At 64.0% G+C, this 22,484-nt stretch carries 21 protein-coding genes and 1 riboswitch; of the genes, 8 read left to right on the top strand and 13 right to left on the bottom strand.

Features of this window, described 5'->3' with window-relative positions; genetic code table 11:
• Positions 1 to 6: 6 nt before the first annotated feature.
• The 12 genes from nuoK to NKJ06_RS04315 all read right to left on the bottom strand — a co-directional run bounded on the left by nuoK (position 7) and on the right by NKJ06_RS04315 (position 11,032).
• Positions 7 to 315 (bottom strand): NADH-quinone oxidoreductase subunit NuoK, encoded by a 309-nt coding sequence (nuoK, locus tag NKJ06_RS04370; protein WP_010910101.1) that lies wholly within the window; start codon positions 313 to 315, stop codon positions 7 to 9.
• Between the two features lies 1 nt (position 316).
• Positions 317 to 937, bottom strand: a complete 621-nt coding sequence (locus NKJ06_RS04365) for an NADH-quinone oxidoreductase subunit J (RefSeq protein WP_352632470.1) — start codon at positions 935 to 937, stop codon at positions 317 to 319.
• Positions 938 to 1,177: 240 nt separating this feature from the next.
• Positions 1,178 to 1,669, bottom strand: a complete 492-nt coding sequence (nuoI, locus tag NKJ06_RS04360; protein ID WP_352632472.1) for an NADH-quinone oxidoreductase subunit NuoI — start codon at positions 1,667 to 1,669, stop codon at positions 1,178 to 1,180.
• Positions 1,669 to 2,712, bottom strand: a complete 1,044-nt coding sequence (nuoH, locus tag NKJ06_RS04355; protein ID WP_352632474.1) for an NADH-quinone oxidoreductase subunit NuoH — start codon at positions 2,710 to 2,712, stop codon at positions 1,669 to 1,671. Before nuoH ends, nuoI begins: the two co-directional genes overlap by 1 nt.
• Positions 2,713 to 2,714: 2 nt before the next feature.
• The gene (gene nuoG / locus NKJ06_RS04350; RefSeq protein WP_352632476.1) at positions 2,715 to 4,796 is read right to left on the bottom strand and encodes an NADH-quinone oxidoreductase subunit NuoG; all 2,082 of its coding nucleotides are present in this window, start codon (positions 4,794 to 4,796) and stop codon (positions 2,715 to 2,717) included.
• A 73-nt stretch (positions 4,797 to 4,869) separates the two neighbouring features.
• Positions 4,870 to 5,565, bottom strand: coding sequence for a helix-hairpin-helix domain-containing protein (locus NKJ06_RS04345; protein WP_352632478.1), 696 nt, complete (start codon positions 5,563 to 5,565; stop codon positions 4,870 to 4,872).
• A gap of 127 nt (positions 5,566 to 5,692) precedes the next feature.
• Positions 5,693 to 6,997, bottom strand: coding sequence for an NADH-quinone oxidoreductase subunit NuoF (gene nuoF, locus NKJ06_RS04340; RefSeq protein ID WP_352632480.1), 1,305 nt, complete (start codon positions 6,995 to 6,997; stop codon positions 5,693 to 5,695).
• A gap of 10 nt (positions 6,998 to 7,007) precedes the next feature.
• Entirely contained in the window at positions 7,008 to 8,297 is a 1,290-nt protein-coding gene (locus tag NKJ06_RS04335) for an NADH-quinone oxidoreductase subunit E (protein WP_352632482.1), read from the bottom strand.
• Positions 8,297 to 9,487: an NADH-quinone oxidoreductase subunit D gene (locus NKJ06_RS04330; RefSeq protein WP_352632484.1), complete on the bottom strand. Its 1,191-nt coding sequence runs from the start codon at positions 9,485 to 9,487 to the stop codon at positions 8,297 to 8,299. Before NKJ06_RS04330 ends, NKJ06_RS04335 begins: the two co-directional genes overlap by 1 nt.
• Positions 9,488 to 10,090: an NADH-quinone oxidoreductase subunit C gene (locus NKJ06_RS04325; protein ID WP_352632486.1), complete on the bottom strand. Its 603-nt coding sequence runs from the start codon at positions 10,088 to 10,090 to the stop codon at positions 9,488 to 9,490. It abuts the gene before it with no gap.
• A gap of 4 nt (positions 10,091 to 10,094) precedes the next feature.
• Complete coding sequence (locus tag NKJ06_RS04320; protein WP_352632488.1) at positions 10,095 to 10,676, bottom strand: NuoB/complex I 20 kDa subunit family protein; 582 nt, start codon at positions 10,674 to 10,676, stop codon at positions 10,095 to 10,097.
• Positions 10,667 to 11,032, bottom strand: a complete 366-nt coding sequence (locus NKJ06_RS04315; protein ID WP_010910112.1) for an NADH-quinone oxidoreductase subunit A — start codon at positions 11,030 to 11,032, stop codon at positions 10,667 to 10,669. Before NKJ06_RS04315 ends, NKJ06_RS04320 begins: the two co-directional genes overlap by 10 nt.
• Before the next feature lie 320 nt (positions 11,033 to 11,352).
• Here NKJ06_RS04315 and NKJ06_RS04310 point away from each other — a divergent pair, with 320 nt between their 5' ends.
• The 8 genes from NKJ06_RS04310 to NKJ06_RS04275 all read left to right on the top strand — a co-directional run bounded on the left by NKJ06_RS04310 (position 11,353) and on the right by NKJ06_RS04275 (position 21,737).
• Complete coding sequence (locus tag NKJ06_RS04310; RefSeq protein WP_352632490.1) at positions 11,353 to 12,552, top strand: winged helix-turn-helix domain-containing protein; 1,200 nt, start codon at positions 11,353 to 11,355, stop codon at positions 12,550 to 12,552.
• 29 nt (positions 12,553 to 12,581) lie between these two features.
• Positions 12,582 to 12,785: riboswitch (cobalamin riboswitch) on the top strand.
• Positions 12,786 to 12,823: 38 nt separating this feature from the next.
• Positions 12,824 to 13,258 (top strand): DUF1636 family protein, encoded by a 435-nt coding sequence (locus NKJ06_RS04305; RefSeq protein WP_352632492.1) that lies wholly within the window; start codon positions 12,824 to 12,826, stop codon positions 13,256 to 13,258.
• Positions 13,255 to 14,307, top strand: coding sequence for a cobalamin biosynthesis protein CobW (cobW, locus tag NKJ06_RS04300; RefSeq protein WP_352632494.1), 1,053 nt, complete (start codon positions 13,255 to 13,257; stop codon positions 14,305 to 14,307). Before NKJ06_RS04305 ends, cobW begins: the two co-directional genes overlap by 4 nt.
• 18 nt (positions 14,308 to 14,325) lie before the next feature.
• A complete protein-coding gene (locus NKJ06_RS04295) occupies positions 14,326 to 18,072 on the top strand; it encodes a cobaltochelatase subunit CobN (RefSeq protein ID WP_352809228.1) in 3,747 nt (1,248 codons plus the stop codon).
• The gene (gene cobG, locus NKJ06_RS04290; protein WP_352632497.1) at positions 18,069 to 19,586 is read left to right on the top strand and encodes a precorrin-3B synthase; all 1,518 of its coding nucleotides are present in this window, start codon (positions 18,069 to 18,071) and stop codon (positions 19,584 to 19,586) included. The genes NKJ06_RS04295 and cobG overlap by 4 nt, the downstream gene beginning before the upstream one ends.
• A gap of 2 nt (positions 19,587 to 19,588) precedes the next feature.
• Positions 19,589 to 20,221, top strand: coding sequence for a precorrin-8X methylmutase (locus NKJ06_RS04285; RefSeq protein ID WP_352632499.1), 633 nt, complete (start codon positions 19,589 to 19,591; stop codon positions 20,219 to 20,221).
• On the top strand, positions 20,218 to 20,976 hold the full coding sequence (locus tag NKJ06_RS04280) for a precorrin-2 C(20)-methyltransferase (RefSeq protein WP_352632501.1): 759 nt from the start codon (positions 20,218 to 20,220) through the stop codon (positions 20,974 to 20,976). The genes NKJ06_RS04285 and NKJ06_RS04280 overlap by 4 nt, the downstream gene beginning before the upstream one ends.
• Positions 20,973 to 21,737, top strand: a complete 765-nt coding sequence (locus NKJ06_RS04275; RefSeq protein ID WP_352632502.1) for a precorrin-3B C(17)-methyltransferase — start codon at positions 20,973 to 20,975, stop codon at positions 21,735 to 21,737. Before NKJ06_RS04280 ends, NKJ06_RS04275 begins: the two co-directional genes overlap by 4 nt.
• On the opposite strand, the gene NKJ06_RS04270 is transcribed toward NKJ06_RS04275, so the two are convergent.
• Entirely contained in the window at positions 21,701 to 22,483 is a 783-nt protein-coding gene (locus NKJ06_RS04270; RefSeq protein WP_352632504.1) for a cobalt-precorrin-6A reductase, read from the bottom strand. The two genes, NKJ06_RS04275 and NKJ06_RS04270, sit on opposite strands and share 37 nt — an antisense overlap.
• Between the last annotated feature and the right edge of the window lies 1 nt (position 22,484).

Here is a 22,484-nt window from a genome sequence, read left to right as displayed (position 1 = left end):
GTTCCGTCAACCCTTCATCATGTTCACGTCTTCGACCGCGATCGAGCCGCGGTTGCGGAAGAAGACGACGAGAATGGCAAGTCCGATGGCGGCTTCAGCCGCCGCGACCGTCAGCACGAACAGCGCGAACACCTGGCCGACCAGATCGCCGAGTGCTGCCGAAAAGGCGACGAAGTTGATGTTGACCGCGAGCAGGATCAGCTCGACCGACATCAGGATGACAATGACGTTCTTGCGGTTCAGGAAGATGCCGAACACGCCGAGGGTGAACAGAACAGCCGATACGGTCAGATAATGTGCGATGCCGACAACCATCTCAGAGTCCCTCGCCTGTCTTGACCTTGCGGATTTCCATGCCCGTCGCCGGCGTGCGGCCGACCTGGGCTGCTATCGACTGCCGCTTGATTCCCGGTTTGTGGCGCAGCGTCAGTACGATGGCGCCGATCATGGCAACCAGCAGGATGAGGCCCGAAATCTGGAAGTAGTAGAGGTAGTCGGTATAGAGGATGTCGCCGAGTGCGGCGGTATTTGTCCGCGCGGCGAGATCCGGGATGGGCTTCGAGACCGTCGAGGCAAGCTGCGGCGCGAATGTGTAGCCGCCGAGCACGATGATCAGCTCAGCCGCCAGGATCAGCCCGACCAGCGCGCCGATCGGCGCGTATTGCAGGGCGCCTTCCTTCATCTCGGCGAAATCGACGTCGAGCATCATGACGACGAACAGGAACAGCACCATGACCGCGCCGACATAGACGACGAGCAGGATCATCGCCAGGAATTCGGCCCCGGTCAGCATGAACAGGCCGGCGGCGTTGAAGAAGGTCAGGATCAGGAACAGCACCGAATGCACGGGGTTGCGCGACGAAATGACCATGAACGCCGACGCCACCGCGATAAAGGCGAAGAGGTAGAAAAAGGCCGCCTCTAGTCCACTCAACATGGGGTTCCCCCGGGGTTCCTGTACAAACAGGACGAACGTCCTGTTTGTTGTCTCTGGCTTCGTTCCGCCTTCGGTACCGAAGCCGCGTTGTCCTAGCCCATGTTCCGATCGGGTTGAAAGGCCCGATCGAAAGAAACATGGGCCACTCTGAATTCCGGAGGGCGATCTGGTCCGAAAGGTCTGCAACTTTTCGGGATCATCCTCTGGACGAGGCCCCTCGCCCCGTCCATGCGTCAAATATCAGCGGTAAGGCGAGTCCAGCGCGATGTTGCGCGCCAGTTCGCGCTCCCAGCGGTCGCCATTCGCCAACAGCTTGTCCTTGTCGTAGTAGAGTTCCTCGCGCGTCTCCGTCGCGAATTCGAAATTCGGCCCCTCGACGATGGCGTCGACCGGGCAGGCCTCCTGGCAAAAGCCGCAATAGATGCACTTCACCATGTCGATGTCGTAGCGCACGGTGCGGCGCGTGCCGTCATTGCGGCGCGGACCGGCCTCGATGGTGATGGCCTGCGCCGGGCAGATCGCTTCGCACAGCTTGCAGGCGATGCAGCGTTCCTCGCCATTGGGATAGCGGCGCAGCGCATGCTCGCCTCGGAAGCGCGGGCTGGTCGGCCCCTTCTCGTGCGGATAATTGATCGTCTCCTTCGGTGCGAAGAACTGGCGCATCGACAGGAAGAAAGCGCTGACGAAATCCTGCAGCAGCAGCGATTTTGCGGCTTGGGAAAGAGCGGACATCACGCAAACCCCGTGATCTTGAGGACGGCGGCGGTGGCGACCACCATGAACAGCGAAATCGGCAGGAACACCTTCCAGCCGAGCCGCATCAATTGGTCGTAGCGGTAGCGCGGCACGAAGGCCTTCACCATGGAGATGCCGAAGAAGACGAAGCAGACTTTCAGCACGAACCAGATGACGCCGGGCACCCAGGTGAACGGCGCGAAGTCGAAGGGCGGCAGCCAGCCGCCGAGGAACAGGATGGTGGCCAGCGCGCACATCAGCACGATGGCGACATACTCGCCGAGGAAGAACAGCAGGAACGGCGTCGACGAGTACTCGACCATGTGGCCGGCGACCAGTTCCGATTCGGCTTCCACCAGATCAAAAGGTGGCCGGTTCGTCTCGGCCAGCGCCGAGATGAAGAAGATGATGAACATCGGGAACAGTGCCAGCCAGTTCCAGTCGAGGAACGTATTGGGCAGGCCAAGCCGCGTACCAAGCCCGTCATGCTGCGACAGCACGATGTCGGACAGGTTGAGCGAGCCGGCGGTGAGCAGCACGGTGACGATGACAAAGCCGATCGAGACTTCGTAGGACACCATCTGAGCCGCCGAACGCAGCGCGCCGAGGAACGGATATTTCGAGTTCGACGCCCAGCCGCCCATGATCACGCCGTAGACTTCGAGCGAAGAGATGGCGAAGACATAGAGGATGCCGACATTGACGTTGGCGATCGCCCAGCCCTGGCTGACCGGGATGACCGCCCAAGCCGAGATCGCCAGCACAGCCGAGACCAGCGGCGCCAGCAGGAAGACGCCCTTGTTGGCGCCTGACGGGATCACCGGTTCCTTGAAGACGAATTTCAGCAGATCGGCGAAGGCCTGCAGCGTGCCCCAGGGGCCAACGACGTTCGGGCCACGGCGCAGCTGCACCGCCGCCCAGATCTTGCGGTCGGCGTAGAGTATGTAGGCGACGAAGATCAAAAGCACGACGATCAGCACGACTGACTTCAAGAGGATCAGCAGCGCCGGCAGCACGTAGAAGGAGAAGAAAGTGTCCATGCTTATTCCGCCGCCTGCTTGAAGCCGTTCCTGGCCAGCGCCGAGCATTCCGCCATTACGGCCGATGCCCGCGCGATCGGGTTGGTCAGGTAGAAATCCTTGACCGGCGAGGTGAAGGTGCCCTTGTTCAGCCGTCCGCCGAGCTTCGCCACCCCAGCGATGTCTTCGGCATTACCGGCCGCGACCTGATCGATGCGGGCCAGATGCGGGTATTCGCCATAGAGCTTGGCGCGCAGCTGCGGCAGCGAATCGAACGGCAGTTTCTTGCCCAGCACATCCGACAGTGCCCGCAGGATAGCCCAGTCCTCGCGGGCATCGCCCGGCGCGAAGCCGGCGCGGTTGGTCTGCTGGACGCGGCCCTCCGTGTTGACATAGGTGGCCGACTTTTCGGTATAGGCAGCCGCCGGCAGGATGACATTGGCGCGGTGCGCACCCTGGTCGCCATGCGTGCCGATATAGACGACGAAGGCGCCGCCGGTCTTGGCCATGTCGATCTCGTCGGCGCCAAGCAGGAACAACAGCTCCATGTCGCCCAGCATGCCGGCGACATTCTTGCCGCCCTCGCCCGGCACGAAGCCGAGATCGAGACCGCCGACGCGTCCGGCCGCATTATGCAGCACGGCAAAGCCGTTCCAGTCCGCGCGAGCAGCGTTCACAGCGGCGGCAAGCTTGGCCGCCTGGCCGAGCACGGCCGCGCCATCGGCGCGCGACAAAGCGCCTTGGCCAACGATGATCAGCGGATGCGTCGCCTTTTTCAGCACCTGGAAGAACTTGCCGTTGCCGTCGGCCAGATCCCTCAGCGAATCCGGCCCGGCGCCCAGCTGTTCGTAATCGTAGCGCGTATCGCCGACATCGCCGATGACGCCGACCGGCAGATTGCCGATCCGCCAGCGCTTGCGGATGCGGGCGTTGAGCACCGAGGCCTCATAGCGCGGGTTGGCGCCGATGATCAGCACCGCGTCGGCCTGCTCGATGCCTTCGATGGTCGGGTTGAAGATGTAGCTGGCGCGGCCAAGTGCCGGATCGAGTGCGGCGCCATCCTGGCGGCAGTCGGTGTTCTTCGAGCCGAGCGAAGCCATCAGCAGCTTCAGCGCGTAGATTTCCTCGACCGCGGCGAGATCGCCTGAAATGGCACCGATCTTCTCGGGTGCGGCCTTCGACACCGCGTCCTTGATCGCGGCGAACGCCTCGGCCCAGCTTGCCGGAACCAGCTTGCCGTCCTTGCGCACATAGGGGCGGTCGAGGCGCTGCGTGCGCAGGCCGTCCCAGATGAAGCGTGTCTTGTCGGAAATCCACTCCTCGTTCACCGCTTCGTTGACGCGCGGCAGGATGCGCATCACTTCGCGGCCACGGCTGTCGACGCGGATCGCCGAGCCGACGGCATCCATCACGTCGATGGATTCGGTCTTGGTCAGCTCCCACGGCCGCGCCTGGAAGGCGAAGGGTTTCGAGGTCAGCGCGCCGACCGGGCAGAGGTCGATGACATTGCCCTGAAGCTCCGAGGTCATTGCGCTTTCGAGATAGGTGGTGATCTCGGCATCCTCGCCGCGGCCGATCAGGCCGAGTTCGGAAATGCCGGCGACTTCCGTGGTGAAGCGGACGCAGCGCGTGCAATGGATGCAGCGGTTCATCACCGTCTTGACCAGCGGTCCGATATACTTGTCTTCGACCGCGCGCTTGTTCTCGTGATAGCGCGAGGAATCGACGCCGAAGGCCATCGCCTGGTCCTGCAGGTCGCATTCGCCGCCCTGGTCGCAGATCGGGCAATCCAGCGGATGGTTGATCAGCAGGAATTCCATCACGCCTTCCCTGGCCTTTTTGACCATCGGCGTGTTGGTGAAGATTTCCGGCGGCTCGCCATTCGGGCCCGGGCGCAGGTCGCGCACGCCCATGGCACAGGAAGCCTGCGGCTTGGGCGGTCCGCCCTTCACCTCGATCAGGCACATCCGGCAATTGCCGGCGATCGACAGCCGCTCATGGAAGCAGAAGCGCGGCACTTCCGCACCAGCGTCTTCCGCCGCCTGCAGCAGCGTGTAGTGGTCGGGTACAGTGATCTCTTTCCCGTCGACCTTGAGCTTTGCCATTCGCCTAAAACCCCTGCGGAGTTCCCGCAATCTCTTTTTCCGGACATGGTCGAGACCACGCCGTGCATTTCATTCACTTTTTGACGGCGAGCGCCGCCGCTTGGGCCGTCCAGTCGTCGCGGCCGATACGGCCGCCGAGCGACAGATAGTCCTCGACCCAGGCAACCTCTTGCGGCGTCCATGCCGCGATCTGGCCATACGTCCAGATACCCAGGCCGTTGAGTACCTTTTCCAGCTTGGGACCGATACCCGATATGGCCTTGAGATCCGCCGGTTTCGCCGGCTTTTCCATCGCCCTGGGCTGCCTGAAATCCTCTGGCATAAGCACATCGGCGGCGTCGCCGGCCGCTGGGACGGCATTCGCCGCCGGTGCTGCAGTGACGGCTTCCTTCGCGGCAATGTCCGTGACTTCCTGGGCAAAGGACTGCGCCTCGGCAATCATGGTTTTCGCCGTCGCCCGCGCCCTGGTGGAGGACGGGCTCGGATCGTCGAACTGCGCGACCCGCGCCTCGAAATCATCGACGATCGGCTGCAACAGCCGTTGCGAAGCCTCAGTCGCTCCCGAAAGCGCACCCAGCCAGACGCCGAAAGCGTGGTTGGCAAGCCCGAGGCTCAAGGCCGACATCGCCGCGGCACCCGCGACAGGATGCACGAGAAGGTTGACGGCACTGGCCATCTCCTTCGGCATCATCCTGGTCAGATCCTGGTTCATTTTCTCGAGCTGGTCCAAATTGGGCATCAATGGATTGGGTGTCGAATACGGCGCCATAGAGTTCTCCTGGTCGTTTCTTCGTTCGCCCGCCCCGGTTGTCTTAGATCGGGCACTTGCCCGTATCTCAAATCGGGCATTTGCCCGTATTTCCCTTCGGGCTTTCGCCCGCATTCAAGAAATTCTTCTATTCCGCCGCCACCATCACCGGTTCTGCCCGGTGCGCGTTGCGCGAAAACTCGTCGATGCGCCGCTCCACCTCGCCGCGGAAATGCCGCATCAGGCCCTGAATCGGCCATGCCGCCGCATCACCCAGCGCGCAGATCGTGTGACCCTCGACCTGCTTGGTGACGTCGAGCAGCATGTCGATCTCGCGCTTCTGTGCCTCGCCGCGCACCAGCCGCTCCATCACCCGCCACATCCAGCCGGTGCCTTCGCGGCACGGCGTGCACTGGCCGCAGCTCTCATGCTTGTAGAAGTAGGAAAGCCGCGCGATCGCCTTCACGATATCGGTCGACTTGTCCATGACGATGACAGCCGCCGTGCCAAGGCCGGATTTGAGGTCGCGCAGCGCGTCGAAATCCATCGGCGTGTCGATAATCTGCTCGGCCGGCACCAGCGGCACCGAGGCGCCGCCCGGAATGACCGCCAAAAGATTATCCCAGCCGCCGCGAATGCCGCCGCAATGCGTCTCGATCAGCTCGCGGAAAGGGATCGACATCGCCTCTTCGACCGTGCACGGGTTATTGACGTGGCCGGAGATGCAAAACAGCTTGGTGCCGACATTGTTGGGCCGGCCGAAGGACGAGAACCAGGCAGCACCGCGGCGCAGGATGGTCGGCGCGACCGCGATCGATTCGACATTGTTGACCGTGGTCGGGCAGCCATAGAGGCCGACATTGGCCGGGAATGGCGGCTTCAGCCTGGGCTGGCCCTTCTTGCCTTCGAGGCTTTCGAGCAGTGCCGTCTCCTCGCCGCAGATATAGGCGCCGGCGCCATGGTGCATGTAGATTTCGAAATCATAGCCGGAGGTGTTGTTCTTGCCGATCAGCTTGGCCTCATAGGCCTCGTCGATCGCCCGCTGCAGCGCCTCGCGCTCGCGGATGAACTCACCGCGTACATAGATGTAGGCGGCGATCGCGCCCATGGCGAAGCCGGCGAGGAATGCGCCCTCGACCAGCGTGTGCGGGTCGTTGCGCAGGATATCGCGGTCCTTGCAGGTGCCGGGCTCGGATTCGTCGGCATTGATGACGAGGTAGCTCGGCCGGCCATCGCTCTGCTTGGGCATGAACGACCATTTGAGGCCCGTCGGGAAGCCGGCGCCGCCGCGGCCGCGCAGGCCGGACGCCTTCATCTCGTTGACGATCCACTCGCGTCCCTTGGCGACGATGCCGGGTGTGTTGTCCCAGGCGCCGCGCGCCATCGCGCCGGCCAGCGACTTGTCGAAGAGGCCGTAGATGTTGGTGAAGATGCGGTCTTTGTCCTGAAGCATTTTTCGTCCCTCAGACCGGCTTCTTGCCGAAGACGCGGATGTATTCGGCGACGCCACCCTTGGCGAGCGCCTTGGCCTGCTTGACCCAGTCGTCGCGATCGATGCGGCCGTGGAAGGCGAGATAGCCGTCCACCCACTCGCGCTCGGCTTTCTTCCACGAAGCGACCTGGGCGAAAGTGAAGATGCCAAGGGAATGCAGGATGCCCTCGATCTTCGGCCCGACACCGGAAATCAGCTTGAGGTCGTCGACCAGCGCCGGTCTGTCGATGCCGGCTGGACGGTTCTTGTCTTCCAGCGACGGTTTGGCCGGCTTGGCTGGCTTCGCCGCCGGCACTTTGACTTCCGGCGATTTGAAGGCAGAAGCCGGCTCGGCCTTGTTCTTGGGGCCGCTGCGCTGCTTGGAAACCTGCTCGACCACGGGGTCCGCCTTGTTGGCATTGGCGGCCGAATGCAACGGTGCCGGAACGCTCGCCGCCTTTTCAACGGCCGGCGCCACCTTGACTGGCGAAGGCGATTTCAGCGCCGGGCTGGTTTCCGGCGCATCGGTTTTCGGCTTGCTGGCCTTCGAAGGTGCAACCGGAGCGTCGGCCGCTATCGGCGCGACCGTGGCGATGATCGCATCAGGCGCCGCCTTGGCGGCCTTGGCCGCCTCCCTGGCTTCCCTATCGCGGGTCGACTTGAGGATCGCCTTTTCGCTCTTCAGGGTTGTGAGGCCGGGGGCCGGCTCCGAGCCGGTGCGGCCGTTCTGCGGCCCGGGCGGCACCGAGGCGCCCTTGCCGGCGCCGTAGAGATCGATGATTTCGGCCAGCCGTTCCGGCGTCAGGTCTTCGAAAGTGTCCTTGAAGATCATGACCATCGGTGCGTTGACGCAGGCGCCGAGGCATTCGACCTCCTCCCATGACAAGGTGCCCTTGTCGTTGGTGTGGAACTGGTCGTGGTGGATTTTCGAGCGGCACACATCCATTAGCGCTTCCGAGCCGCGCAGCATGCAGGGCGTGGTGCCGCAGACCTGGATATGGGCCCGCGTGCCGACCGGGTTCAGCTGATACTGCGTGTAGAAGGTCGCGACCTCGAGACCACGAATCCGGGGCATGCCGAGCATGTCCGAGATCGTCTCGATGGCCGCCTTCGTCACCCAGCCTTCCTGCTCCTGTGCGATCATGAGAAGCGGGATGATCGCCGACTGTTCGCGGCCCTTGGGGTACTTCTTGATCCATTGCTTCGCAGTCGCGGCATTCGCCCGGTTGAAGGCGAAGGATGCTGGCTGGACGCTGGCTTCTGCGAGACGGCGGACTGACATTAGCGATCGACCTCACCAAACACGATGTCGAGGGAGCCGAGAACGGCGGTGACGTCGGCCAGCATGTGGCCACGACAGAGGAAATCCATGGCTTGCAGATGCGCAAAACCAGGCGCGCGCAGCTTGCAGCGGTAGGGCTTGTTCGAGCCGTCGGAGACCAGATAGACGCCGAACTCACCCTTCGGCGCTTCGACCGCCGCATAGACCTCGCCGGCCGGCACGCGATAACCCTCGGTGTAGAGCTTGAAGTGATGGATCAGCGCTTCCATCGAGCGCTTCATTGCCTGACGCTTGGGCGGCACCACCTTGCCGTCGAGGTTGGACACCGGGCCGGTGCTTTCCTTGCCGAGCAGAAGATCGACGCACTGGCGCATGATCTTCGCCGACTGGCGCATTTCTTCCATGCGCACGAGGTAGCGGTCGAAGCAGTCACCGTTCTTGCCGATCGGAATGTCGAAATCCATTTCCGAATAGCATTCATAGGGTTGCGACTTGCGCAGGTCCCAGGGCGCGCCCGAACCGCGCACCATGACGCCGGAAAAGCCCCAGGCCCAGGCGTCGGCCAATGTGACGATGCCGATATCGACATTGCGCTGCTTGAAGATGCGGTTGCCGGTCAGCAATTGATCGAGGTCGTCGATCGACTTGAGGAACGGGTCGATCCACTTGCCGATATCCTCGACCAGCTTCTGCGGCAGATCCTGGTGGACACCGCCGGGACGGAAATAGGCGGCATGCATGCGCGAACCGGAGGCGCGCTCATAGAACACCATCAGCTTTTCGCGCTCGACGAAGCCCCACAGCGGTGGCGTCAACGCGCCGACGTCCATCGCCTGCGTCGTCACATTGAGGATGTGCGACATGATGCGGCCGATTTCGCAGTAAAGCACGCGGATCAGCTGGCCGCGCTTCGGCACGTCGATACCGAGCAGGCGCTCGGCGGCCAGAGCAAAGGCGTGCTCCTGGTTCATCGGCGCGCAATAATCGAGCCGGTCGAGATAGGGGATCGCCTGCAGATAGGTCTTGGCCTCGATCAGCTTTTCCGTGCCGCGATGCAAGAGCCCGATATGCGGATCGACGCGATCGACGACTTCGCCGTCCAGCTCCAGCACGAGGCGCAAAACGCCATGCGCCGCAGGGTGTTGCGGGCCGAAATTGATGTTGAAATTGCGGACGGAGGTTTCAGCCATTTACTGCTTTGCCTTCTCGTCACCCGGCAGGACGTAATCAGTACCTTCCCACGGCGACAAAAAATCGAAATTGCGGAATTCCTGCTTGAGTTCCACAGGCTCGTAGATGACGCGCTTGGCTTCGTCGTCGTAGCGCACCTCGACGAAGCCGGTCAGCGGGAAATCCTTGCGCAGCGGGTGGCCTTCGAAACCGTAGTCGGTCAATAGGCGGCGCAGATCGGGATGGCCCGAGAACAGCACGCCGTAGAGATCGTAGGTCTCACGCTCGAACCAGTCCGCACCAGGGAACACGCCGGTGATCGACGGCACCATGGTTTCCTCGTCGGCCTGCACCTTGACGCGGATGCGCACATTCTGCTTCGGCGACAACAGATGGTAGACGACGTCGAAGCGCTTGGCGCGTGACGGATAGTCGGCGCCGCAGACGTCGATGATCGAGATGAACTGGCAGCGCGCATCGTCGCGCAGGAAGGTCATGACCTCGACCAGATCGCGCGGCTCGACGCCAATGGTAAGCTCGCCATAGGCGATATCAGCGTCATTCACGCGGTCGATCAGTTTCTCGCCGAGATAGGTCGACAGTTCGGTCAGGGATGCGGTCATGGATTTACCGTTCGATCGTGCCGGTGCGGCGGATCTTCTTCTGCAAGAGAAGAATGCCGTAAAGCAGCGCTTCGGCGCTCGGCGGGCAGCCGGGCACATAGATGTCGACCGGCACGATGCGGTCGCAGCCACGCACCACCGAATAGGAATAGTGGTAGTAGCCGCCGCCATTGGCGCAGGAGCCCATCGAGATGACGTAGCGCGGTTCCGGCATCTGGTCGTAGACCTTGCGCAACGCGGGCGCCATCTTGTTGGTCAGCGTGCCGGCGACGATCATGATGTCGGACTGGCGCGGAGACGCGCGCGGCGCGACACCGAAGCGCTCGCTGTCATAGCGCGGCATCGAGGTGTGGATCATCTCCACCGCGCAACAGGCGAGACCAAATGTCATGAACATCAGCGAACCGCTGCGTGCCCAGGTGATCAGCGCTTCCGTCGAGGTGACGAGAAAGCCCTTGTCGGCCAGCTCGTTGTTGATTTCGAGGAAGAAGGGATCGTCCTGCCCCACCGGCCTGCCGGTGTTGGGATCGATGATACCTTTGGGCTTCGGCGCGACGAGGGTGCCTGAACTGTCGTTCAATCCCATTCCAGCGCTCCTTTTTTCCATTCATAGGCAAAGCCGATGGTCAGCACCGCCAAAAATACCATCATCGACCAGAAGCCGAGCATGCCGATCTTCGAGAACGACACCGCCCACGGGAACAGGAAGGCTACTTCCAGGTCGAAGATGATGAACAGGATCGACACCAGGTAGAAGCGGATGTCGAATTTCATGCGGGCGTCGTCGAACGAGTTGAAACCGCACTCGTAGGCGGAAAGCTTTTCGGGATCGGGGTTGCGGTAAGCCACCAGGAAGGGTGCGGCCAGCAGCGCCAGGCCGACAACCAGCGCCACGCCGATGAACAGGACGATGGGCAGATACGAACTTAGAAGTGCGTTCATACTCGGCTTTCCGTTGGCGCCAATCCACGTTGATTACAGCACCGGACCCTAATGCGGAAGCGTGACAGTTTAACCGCTGAACCGTTTTAAGGGCCTATGCTGCAACGCGGCGAGGGTTAGCGCAGCACTTCCAGCGAAGCAAGTCAAACCTTGTTCAAAACACAGTGCTGGACGGCATATCGCGGCAAACTGGTCCGATCCGCTCCTGTTTGATTTCCTTCGCTTTTTACTCCACTTTTCTCTCCTGACATGGTTGCCGCCAAAACCCTGCTAGCATGAACCGGAATCACCCATCAAATCGCCCTCAGAGTGACGCCTGCATGAAGGAAAAGATCTCGCTCCCCATGGCCCGGCGCATTGCGCTTGCCGCCCAAGGGTTTCTCGATCCCCGCCCGACCGGCACACCGAACCGCCGGCACTTCGCCCGCGTATTGGCCCGCACCGGCCTGCTGCAGATCGATTCCGTCAGCGCGGTGGTGCGCGCTCATTATATGCCGCTCTATTCGCGCCTTGGCCCCTACCCGTTCGCTTTGCTCGACAATGCCGCGGTCACGCGCAAGCGCACGGTGTTCGAATATTGGGCGCACGAGGCTTCCTTTCTGCCGGTCGAGACTTACCCGCTGATGCGTTGGCGCATGCAACGCGCCGAGCGCGGCGACGAGATGTATCTGGGTCTCGCCAAATGGGGCCGCGAGCACGCAGCCTATATCGAAGAGATCTACCGCCAGGTCGCCGAGCGTGGCCCGATCGCCGCCTCCGCGCTCGAGGGCCAGAAGGGCTCGGGTGGTTGGTGGGGCTGGAGCCATGCCAAGCATGCCTTCGAATGGCTGTTCTGGGCCGGTCGCATCACCACGGCGCACCGTCGTGGTTTCGAGCGCTTCTATGACCTGCCCGAGCGCGTGCTGCCGCAGGCGATCCTCGATCTACCGATTCCCGCCGCCGAGGACGCGCACCGTGAATTGCTGCGCATTTCCGCCCGTGCCCACGGCATCGCGACATCAGGCGATTTGCGCGATTATTTCCGCCTGTCGCCGGCCGATATGAAAGGCCGGCTGGAGGAACTGGTTGAAACAGGCGAGTTGCTGCCGGTGCGCGTCGAAGGTTGGGACAAGCCGGCTTATCTTCATAGAGACGCCCGTGTGCCGCGCAAGATCGAGGCCCGCGCCCTGATGGCGCCGTTCGATCCGGTCGTCTTCGAGCGGTCGCGCACGGAGCGGCTGTTCGATTTCCACTACCGCATCGAGATCTACACGTCGGCCGACAAGCGGCAATACGGCTATTATGTCCTGCCGTTCCTGCTCGGCGACAGGATCGTGGCGCGCGTCGATCTGAAGGCCGACCGGCCTGCCGGCATCCTGCGCGTCCATGCGGCCTATGCCGAGCCCAAAGCGCCGCCACAGACTGCCGCTCAGCTCTACCAGGAACTGAAGCAGATGCAGGGCTGGCTCGGCCTCGAACGCATCGAGGTGACCCCGGCCGGTGACTTGGGTCCGGCGTTGGCCGACCTGACCGTGTCGTAAGCTCGCGTTGACACCGCCGCCTGCAAAAGCCTAAATCCGATACAGACGGTCTCTTCTCTTCAACGAGAGGAGCCAAGAGGGAATGCGGTGCGGGACGAAATCCCAAATCCGCGGCTGTCCCCGCAACTGTAAGCGAAGAGCCAAGGCCGAAAGCCACTGGGAGTTCCCGGGAAGGCGGCTACCCAAGGCGATGACCCGCGAGCCAGGAGACCTGCCGTCTGCGACTAAGAATCCGATCGCCCGGCGGGTTTCCGGGCAAGGAGCACGATCTTTGGACCATGACAGCAGTTTTTCGGCTGGCACAGCGGATGTTTCGTCCGGCCATGATGATGCGTTGGCCGGCGTCACCGTCATCGTCTGCGCCTCCTGCCGCGATGAAACCGGCTCCGACGCCCATCCCCGCGCCGGCGAACTGCTGGCGGACGACACGCGCCGCGCCGCATCGGGCGACAATATTCGCATCCGCAGCGTTGAATGCCTCGGCAATTGCAAGCGCCGTCTCAGCGCCGCCATCCTGCGCGACGGTTGCTGGAGCTACGTCTTTGGCGATCTGACCACGACCAGCGGCAGCGATCTCGTCACCGGCGCAAAACTCTTCGCCACCTCGACGGACGGTCTCATTCCATGGCGCGGCCGTCCCGATAGCCTGAAGCGCGGCCTTGTTGCCCGCATCCCTCCGCTCGACCTGTTGAAGGACTTGAAATGACCGCTCCAGATTCGTCTGCCAACCTCTCCCGCGTTCCCTGCACCGTCGTCACCGGTTTCCTCGGCGCCGGCAAGACGACGCTGGTCCGCCATCTCCTGGAAAACGCCGGCGGCAAGCGCATTGCCATCATCGTCAACGAATTCGGCGACATCGGCATCGACGGCGAGATCCTGAAAGGCTGCGGCATCGACACCTGTCCGGAGGAAAACATCGTCGAACTGGCCAATGGCTGCATCTGCTGCACCGTCGCCGATGATTTCGTCCCGGCGCTCGACCAGATCCTGTCGCTGACGCCAAAGGTCGACCACATCCTGATCGAGACTTCCGGCCTGGCTTTGCCCAAGCCGCTGGTCCAGGCTTTCCAGTGGCCGAGCGTGAAGAGCCGCGTCACCGTCGATGGCGTCATTGCCGTGGTCGACGGGCCGGCATTGGCCGAAGGACGCGTCGCCAACGACATGGACGCCTTGCAGGCGCAGCGCGCTCAGGATGAGACGCTCGACCACGACGATCCGGTCGAGGAGGTGTTCGAGGATCAGATCGCCTGCGCCGACCTGATCATCCTGTCCAAAAGCGACCTGATGGACGCCGCCGGCACTGCCCGCGCCAACGCCATCATTGGCGAACACTCCGCCCGCGCGGTGAAGATCGTGCCGACGTCGCATGGCAAGGTCGATCCTTCCGTACTGCTCGGGCTCGGTCTCGCAGTCGAGGACGACATCGAAAACCGCAAGTCCCATCATGACGGCGCCTTCGACCATGAGCATGACGACTTCGACACGTTCATCGTCGACATTGCCTCGATCGCCAATCCCGATGAGCTTGCAAAGCGCGTCGCCGCCGCCGCCGAAGAAGAGAACGTGCTGCGCGTAAAGGGCTTCGTCGAGGTCGGCGGCAAGCCGATGCGGCTCTTGCTGCAGGCCGTCGGGCCGCGCGTCAACCACTACTATGATCGCGCCTGGACGGCGCAGGACGACCGCCGCTCGCGCCTCGTTGTCATCGGCCTCAAGGGGCTGAACCGCCCGGCGATCGAGCGTATACTTGCCGGCTGATTTCGGACACGGGTTGCGATGCACATCCTAACCACGACATCCGCCTCGCTCGACGATCTCGCCGAGCCGGTCGATCTGCGGCAGACGCCGGCGGATATCGTGGCCCTGTCCTTCACCGACAGCGACCTCGCCGGCCTTGCGGCCGCGTGGAAGGCCGACGCCGGCCGGCTGCCCTCGATGCGGCTGGCCGCCCTGCGTGATCTGCGCCATCCCATGTCCGTCGACCTCTGGGTCGACAGCGTCGCCCGCCACGCCAAGATCATCCTCGTCCGCATCCTCGGCGGCTACGACTGGTGGCGCTACGGCTGCGACCAGCTTGCCTCGATCGCTCGCGAACGCGGCATAAAACTGGCTCTGCTGCCCGGCGAGAGCCATGACGAGGACCTAAGGCTGATCGAAGCCTCGACGCTGCCGCGCGAGGAGCTTGACGGCCTGCTCGATTATTTCCGCGAGGGCGGCCCGGCGAATATGAGCGCGCTGGTGCAAAGGTTGGCGCGGCTGGCGGGACAGGATGAGCCTGTCGTCGAGCCGGTCGCGGTCCCGAAGGCTGGGTTTTACGAGCCCGCACGCGGAGTCGTGGAGAAGGCGGACGCATCGAATGTTGGCGTTCCTTCACACCCCCCTCTGTCCTGCCGGACATCTCCCCCGCAAGGGGGGAGATCGGATTTCATCAAAGCCGGCGCTTCTCTCGCTGAGGCATCTACAACCTCGACAATTGGCGAAACCGCCGATGACAGAGCAATCTCCCCCCTTGCGGGGGAGATGTCCGGCAGGACAGAGGGGGGTGTGACGGAACTCGACGTTGACAACGTCAACGCCCCAGTCGTGCCCATCCTGTTCTACCGTTCGATGCTGCTGGCCGCCGATGTCGCGCCCATCGATGCGCTTTTTGAGGCGCTGCGGCAGCGTGGTCTACTCCCGGTCCCTATCTTCGTCTCCAGCCTCAAAGACCCAACGTCACTCGCCTTTGTCGAAACAGCGCTCGCCTCCCTAAAACCCGCCGCCATCATCACCGCGACCGCTTTCGCATCCGGCGCGGAGCCCGGCATCGAAACCTTGTTCGACCGCGCCGGCGTGCCTGTCTTCCAGGTCATCGTCGCCACCACCCGCCGCGATATCTGGGAAAACAACCAGCGCGGCCTGGCGCCCGCCGACCTCGCAATGCATGTCGTGCTGCCCGAGTTGGACGGCCGCATCCTCGCCGGCGCAATTTCCTTCAAGGGTGAGAGCGAGATCGACCCGGCACTTGGCCACCGCGCCTTCGCCAACCGGCCGGAAGCGGATCGTGTGGCGCAGGTGGCTGACCGTGTCGCGGCCTTCATCCGCCTGCAGCAGACGCCACGCGCGGGGCGCAAGCTCACCATCCTGATCCCGGATTATCCGAGCGCCCCCGGCCGCACCGGCTATGCCGTCGGCCTCGACGTGCCGTCCAGCGTGCTCGCGATGCTGCATGACCTGAGGGAACAGGGCTATGGTGTTGACGGGATTCCGGAGACGCCGCGTCGGTTGCTGGATTTGCTGGCGCGGAGCAATGATGGGCTGGGGCTGGATGACTATCTCGACTTCTCCAAGAGCCTGCCGGTTGCGGCTATCGCTGCCGTAGAAGCTGCATGGGGCAAGGCAGAAGAGACAGGTTTGCGCGAGGCGCCCCCCTCTGTCCTGCCGGACATCTCCCCCACTTGGGGGGAGATTGGCGGTTCAGTTGCCGGCTCCCTTCCTGCAACGTTTGAGATTGGCGAAAGCGCAGATGACCGCTCAATCTCCCTCCTTGTGGGGGAGATGTCCGGCAGGACAGAGGGGGGCGCCTCGCGCAAACCTTCGCTATCAAGCAAGAAACACTTCCCCTTCCGTGCCGCCACCTTCGGCAACGTCACCGTGGCACTTGCCCCCGATCGCGGCCGCTCCGCCGACCGCCGCGCCGACTACCACGACCCGACGCTACCGCCGCGCCATGCGCTGATCGCCTTCGGCCTATGGCTGCGCAAATTGCTGGGCATCCACGCGCTGGTCCATGTCGGCGCGCATGGCACGCTGGAATGGCTGCCGGGCAAGACGGTCGCGCTTTCGGAAAACTGCTTTCCCGAGATCGTCACCGGTCCCCTGCCCGTAATCTATCCCTTCATTGTCTCCAACCCCGGCGAAGCGGCGCAGGCCAAGCGGCGCATTGCCGCCGTCACCCTTGGCCATCTGCCGCCTCCGCTTACCGGCGCAGGGCTGGACGAGAACCAGCACAAGCTGGAACGGTTGGTCGACGAATACGCCCAGGCCGACGGGCTCGACCGCCGCCGCCGCGACCGTCTGGCCAAGCTGATCGTCGAAACCGCGCAAAAGACCGGCCTCGCTTCCGAAGCCGGCGTCGCCAGAACCGACGCGCCCGATGAAGCGTTGCGCCGCATTGACGCCTGGCTCTGCGACCTCAAGGATTTCGCCATCAAGGACGGATTGCATATCTACGGTCGCGCCCCCGATGAGGAGCCCGACGCCATGCGTCGCCAAAGCGCTGACGCCGAGAAGACGGCGCTACTTGCGGCGCTCGATGGCCGCCACATCAAGGCCGGTCCGGCAGGCGCGCCCGCGCGCGGCCGTTCCGACGTCCTGCCCACCGGCCGCAACCTCTTCACGTCGGACCCGCGCACCATGCCGACGCCGACCGCCTATGATCTCGGCAGGGTGGCGGCCGAAGAAGTCGTGCGCGGCTATATGCAGTCGCATGGCGACTGGCCGCGCTCGCTGGTCATCGACCTCTGGGGTTCGGCGTCGCTGCGCACCGGCGGCGAAGAGATCGCGCAAGGGTTGGCGCTGATGGGCTGCCGGCCGCAATGGGATTCTGCGACCGGCCGTATCACCGGCATCGAAGTTCTGCCGCCGGCCACGCTCGGCCGGCCGCGCGTCGACGTCACCTGGCGGATCTCCGGCCTGTTCCGCGACCTGTTCCCGACCCAGATCGCGCTGATCGATGCCGCCGCCAACGCCGTTGCCGCCCGCGACGAGGACGATTCGGAAAACCCGCTCGCGGCGAGGACCCGCACTGACGGCAAGGTCAGCCCGCGAATCTTCGGCACCTCGCCCGGCACGTACGGCGCCGGCGTCGAGTATCTCCTGTCCTCCGGCGACTGGGCGGCGCGCGAAGAAATCGGCCGCGCCTATCTCGACGCAACATCGCACGCCTATGGCGGCGCAGAGGGCGAAGGCGTCTCCGCGCCCGGCGCCTTCGAGGGCCGCATCGCCGAGGCCGATCTTCTCGTCCACACCGGCGACGACCCCGGCCGAGACATCCTCGAAGGCTCCGCCGACGTCGCCTTCATCGGCGGCTTTTCGGCAGCCCTGGCGGCGCTTGGCAGGAATGCCGACGTCATCGTGCTCGACACCACGGACCCGCAAAAGCCGAAGCCGCGCTCAGTCGGCGAGGCCGTATCGCGCGTGGTTCGAGCCCGCGCCGTCAATCCACGCTTCATTGCAGGCCAGATGCGCCACGGCCCGCGCGGCGCCTCCGAATTTGCCGAAACCGTCGACCGGCTGGTTGGCTTTGCCGAAACCACGCATGCGATATCGGGCACGCTGATCGAGGCCGTGCATGACGCCTATCTCGGCAATCCGGCTGTTCGCGCCTTCATCCTGCGCGAGAACCCCGCCGCTGCGAAAGTCATCGCCGAACGCTTCCTGTCCGCGCGCCGGCGTGGCCTCTGGCATCCCCTGCGCAATTCCATCGACGACGACCTCGCTGCCCTGATTGCTGAGGCAGAAGCGCTGGGGGTGGCGGCATGAACGCCTTCTCACGCCGCGGTGCCTGCCCGGCCCTGTCGGCACCGATGCAAACCGGCGATGGCCTGCTGGTGCGGCTCAACCCGGTCGCGGAAGGTCTATCTTCTGGAGGATTGTCGCCCAAGCTTCTGATCGGGATAGCCGAATCCGCTTTGCGGCATGGCAACGGCATCATGGAAGTGACAGCGCGCGGCAGCCTGCAGATACGCGGGCTGACGGCGGAAAGCGCGCCTCTGCTGGCAACAGAGGTCGACGCTCTGGGCATTGCGGTGCGCACCGGCGTGCCTGTAGAGACTGGGCCGCTGGCCGGCATCGATCCGCAGGAGGTAGCCGATCCCCGGCCGCTGGCGGAGCGGATCAGGGTGGCGGTCGAAGAGGCTGGGCTGACGGCAAGGCTGGGGCCGAAGGTTTCGGTCATTGTCGACGGCGGCGGGCAGCTTGGGCTGGATTCGGTGACGGCCGATATCAGGCTGAAGGCGGTGCGAGCCGACAACGACATCGTTTGGAGCGTATCGGTTGCCGGCGACGGCCGAAACGCGAAGGTGTTGGCAAAAGTCGATGCGGATACCGCGAGAGACATCGCCGTCGCTGCACTGAGGATGGTCGCCGAAAAAGGTCGCGAGGCGCATGCAAGGGATTTGTCGGAGAGGCAATTAATATCTCTCGAAGGTTGGCATTCTGTGGCGCCCCCCTCTGTCCTGCCGGACATCTCCCCCACAGGTGGGGAGATCGGCCGCTTCGGCGCTTCGCCCCCTCTCGCATCGTTTGAGATTGGCGAAAGCGGAGACAAGGGCGACATCTCCCCCCTTGTGGGGGAGATGTCCGGCAGGACAGAGGGGGGCGTCGTAGAGCGCAATCACCGGCCAATTGGCCTTTTCAATCTCAACGCCGCCATCGCCCTCGGCATCGCCCTCCCCTACGGCAGCATGCCGGCAGAGAAGATCATCGACCTCGCCCAAAGCGCTCTCGCTCTCGGCACAGCCGAAATCCGCCTCGCCCCCGGCCGCGCCTTGCTTCTCCTCGGCCAACCAGCAGCTGCCAGCCAGCCCCTCCAAGACGCCGCCGCCACCCTCGGCTTCGTCACCTCCTCCGCCGACCCACGCACGCGCATTGCCGCTTGTCCTGGCACGCCGGCCTGCGCCTCCGGGCGGATCGCCACGCGCGACATTGCCGAGACGATCGCCGCTGAAAACGCTGACATCCTCGACTTCACCCTGCACGTTTCCGGCTGCGCCAAGGGCTGCGCCCATCCAGGCAAGGCAGCCCTCACTCTGGTCGGCGGCGAAAACGGAGCCGGACTTGTCGTGAACGCGACGGCAAAGGCCCTTCCTGCCGGCTACAGGCCGGGCTATGACGCCGCGCGCGGCATCGGCCGCGTCGCGGCAATGATCCGCAGCGCACGATATCAAGGCGAAACCGCCGCCGCTTGCCTGACAAGGCTCGGGCCGGTCGCTATCGCCGAAGCTTACCGACAGGCCCGAACTTACCAACAGGCCCGAACTTACCAACAGGAATGAGCATGGCCGCCTACGACTATATCCATGACGGCACGGCGATCTACGAACGCTCCTTCGCCATCATCCGCGCCGAAGCTGATCTGTCGCGCTTCTCCGAAGCCGAGGCCGATGTCGCCGTCCGCATGATCCATGCCTGCGGCCAGGTCGAAGCATCAAGCCATTTCGTCTTCTCCGCCAATTTCGTTGCCGCCGCGCGCGCCGCTTTGGCGGCTGGCGCACCGATTTTCTGCGACGCGGAAATGGTCTCGCATGGCGTCACCCGCGCCCGGTTGCCGGCCGGCAACGAGGTGATCTGCACCTTGCGCAACCCGCGCACGCACGACATCGCCAAGGAGATCGGAAACACCCGTTCGGCCGCCGCGATCGAGCTGTGGGGCGACCGCATGGCTGGTTCGGTGGTCGCCATTGGCAATGCACCGACCGCACTGTTTTATCTCCTGGAAAAACTGCGCGACGGCGCGCCGAAGCCGGCGGCCATCATAGGCATGCCGGTCGGCTTCGTCGGTGCGGCCGAATCCAAGGATGCTTTGGCCGAGAATTCCTATGGCGTGCCCTACGCCATCGTCCGCGGCCGGCTTGGCGGCAGCGCCATGACTGCCGCAGCGCTCAATTCATTGGCGAGGCCGGGCCTGTGAACGCGCTTGTCAAAGGTCGTCTCTTCGGCGTCGGCACCGGTCCCGGCGACCCCGAACTGCTGACCCTGAAGGCCGCGCGGGCCTTGGCCGAGGCCGATGTCGTGGCCTATTTCGCCAAGCGCGGCAACAACAGCAACGCGCGCGCCATCGTCGAAGCGCAGTTTCGGCCCGAAATGACGGAGCTGCCGCTGCTCTATCCCGTCACCACCGAAATCGACAAGGATCATGACGACTACCGGTCGCAGATCACGGCCTTCTACGAGGAGTCCGCCGCGAAGGTCGCCGAACACCTTCAGGCAGGCAAAATGGTTGCCGTGCTGTCGGAAGGCGACCCGCTTTTCTACGGCTCCTACATGCATCTGCATGTGCGACTGGCTCATCGCTTCCCGACCGAAGTCATTCCCGGAATCACCGCCATGTCCGGCTGCTGGTCGCAGACTGGTGTTCCGATCGTCCAGGGCGACGACGTGCTGACGGTTCTGCCGGGCACGATGAGCGAGTTCGAGCTGACACGCCGGCTGGCCGACACCGATGCCGCCGTCATCATGAAGGTCGGCCGCAACCTGCCCAAGATCAGGCGGGCGCTGGAAGCGACCGGCAAGCTGACGCGCGCCGTCTACGTGGAGCGCGGCACCATGGCTGGCAGTGTGTCCATGAAGCTTGCCGACAAACAAGACGACAAGGCGCCCTATTTCGCCATCGTACTGGTCGCCGGCTGGTCGGGCCGCCCCGGCATCTTGGGAGGCGAAGCATGAGTGGCCGTCTCACCGTCATCGGCCTTGGCCCTGGCAATGCCGATCAGGTCACGCTGGAAGCCAGCCGCGCTATCGCCGAGGCCAAATTCTTCTACGGCTACAAACCCTATCTCGACCGGCTCGAGCTACGGCCGGACCAGACCCGCGTCGCTTCCGACAATCGCGAGGAACTTGCCCGCTCCAAGGACGCACTGGCCAAAGCCGCCGAAGGCCACGATGTCGCCGTCGTCTCTGGTGGCGATCCCGGCGTGTTCGCCATGGCGGCCGCCGTCTGCGAGGCGATCGAGGCCGGCCCGTCCGAATGGCGCACGGTCGATGTCGCTGTCGTGCCCGGCATCACCGCCATGCTGGCTGTCGCCGCCCGCATCGGCGCGCCGCTCGGCCATGATTTCTGTGCCATCTCGCTGTCCGACAATCTGAAGCCGTGGGAACTGATCGAATTGCGCCTGCTGGCGGCGGCCGGCGCCGGCTTCGTCATCGCGCTCTACAACCCGATCAGCAAGGCACGGCCCTGGCAGCTCGGCCGCGCCTTTGAATGCCTGACCGCGATCCTGCCGGGAACCACACCGGTGATTTTCGGCCGCGCCGCCGGCCGCCCGGACGAGCGTATCGAGGTCTACCTGCTGGCAGACGTCGACGCGCAAAAGGCCGACATGGCCACTTGTATCATCATCGGTTCGCCGGAAACCCGGATCATCAGGCGCGCAGAAAAGCCGGCGCTGGTCTACACGCCGCGTTCGGCAGCGGGCTCGACAAAATGATCGACCCCAAATTGATCGACAATCGCGGCGAGCTGTTCGACGGTTTCAGCCGAAGGCACATCCGGCAGATCAGGTCGTCGGATCATGACCACCTCGATGCCAAGTGCCCGCGCCGCGGCGATCTTGCCGTAGGTGGCCGCGCCGCCGCTGTTCTTGGACACGACGACATCGATGCGATGCTTTTCGAGCAGCGCGCGCTCATCGGGCTCGCGAAACGGGCCACGGGCCAACAGATATTCGGCATCAGGCACGGCCAGCGTGGGCTCGACCGGATCGACACTGCGAATGAGATAGTGGTGCTGGGGTGCGGCTTCGAAAGCCGCGACCTCTTGCCGGCCGAGCGCCAGAAAAACGCGGCGCGGCGCGGATCCAAGCGCTTGCGCGGCATCGCCAAACGTATCGACCAGCGTCCAGCGGTCGCCTTCGACAGGCTCCCAGCCAGGGCGCCGCAGGGCAAGGATCGGCACGCCGGCAACGCGCGCGGCTTGCGCGGCATTGGCGGATATCTGCGCCGCATAGGGGTGCGTGGCGTCGATCAGCAGGTCGGTGCCCGTCTCCCGCAGGTAAGCAGCCAGCCCGTCGGCGCCGCCAAAGCCTCCGGTTCGCACCGGCACGCCCTGTGCGACCGGGCTTTCGGTGCGCCCGGCCAGCGACAGCGTGATCGACAGATCGGCGCGCGCGGTCAGTTTTCCAGCCAGTTGCCGGGCTTCCGTGGTACCGCCGAGGATCAGAATGCGGTGGGTCATC

The sequence above is a fragment of the Mesorhizobium sp. M0293 genome (assembly GCF_040321735.1).
GTDB lineage: Bacteria > Pseudomonadota > Alphaproteobacteria > Rhizobiales > Rhizobiaceae > Mesorhizobium.
Note: the sequence above shows the minus strand (reverse complement) of the source record. Positions and strands in the feature narration are given on the sequence as shown.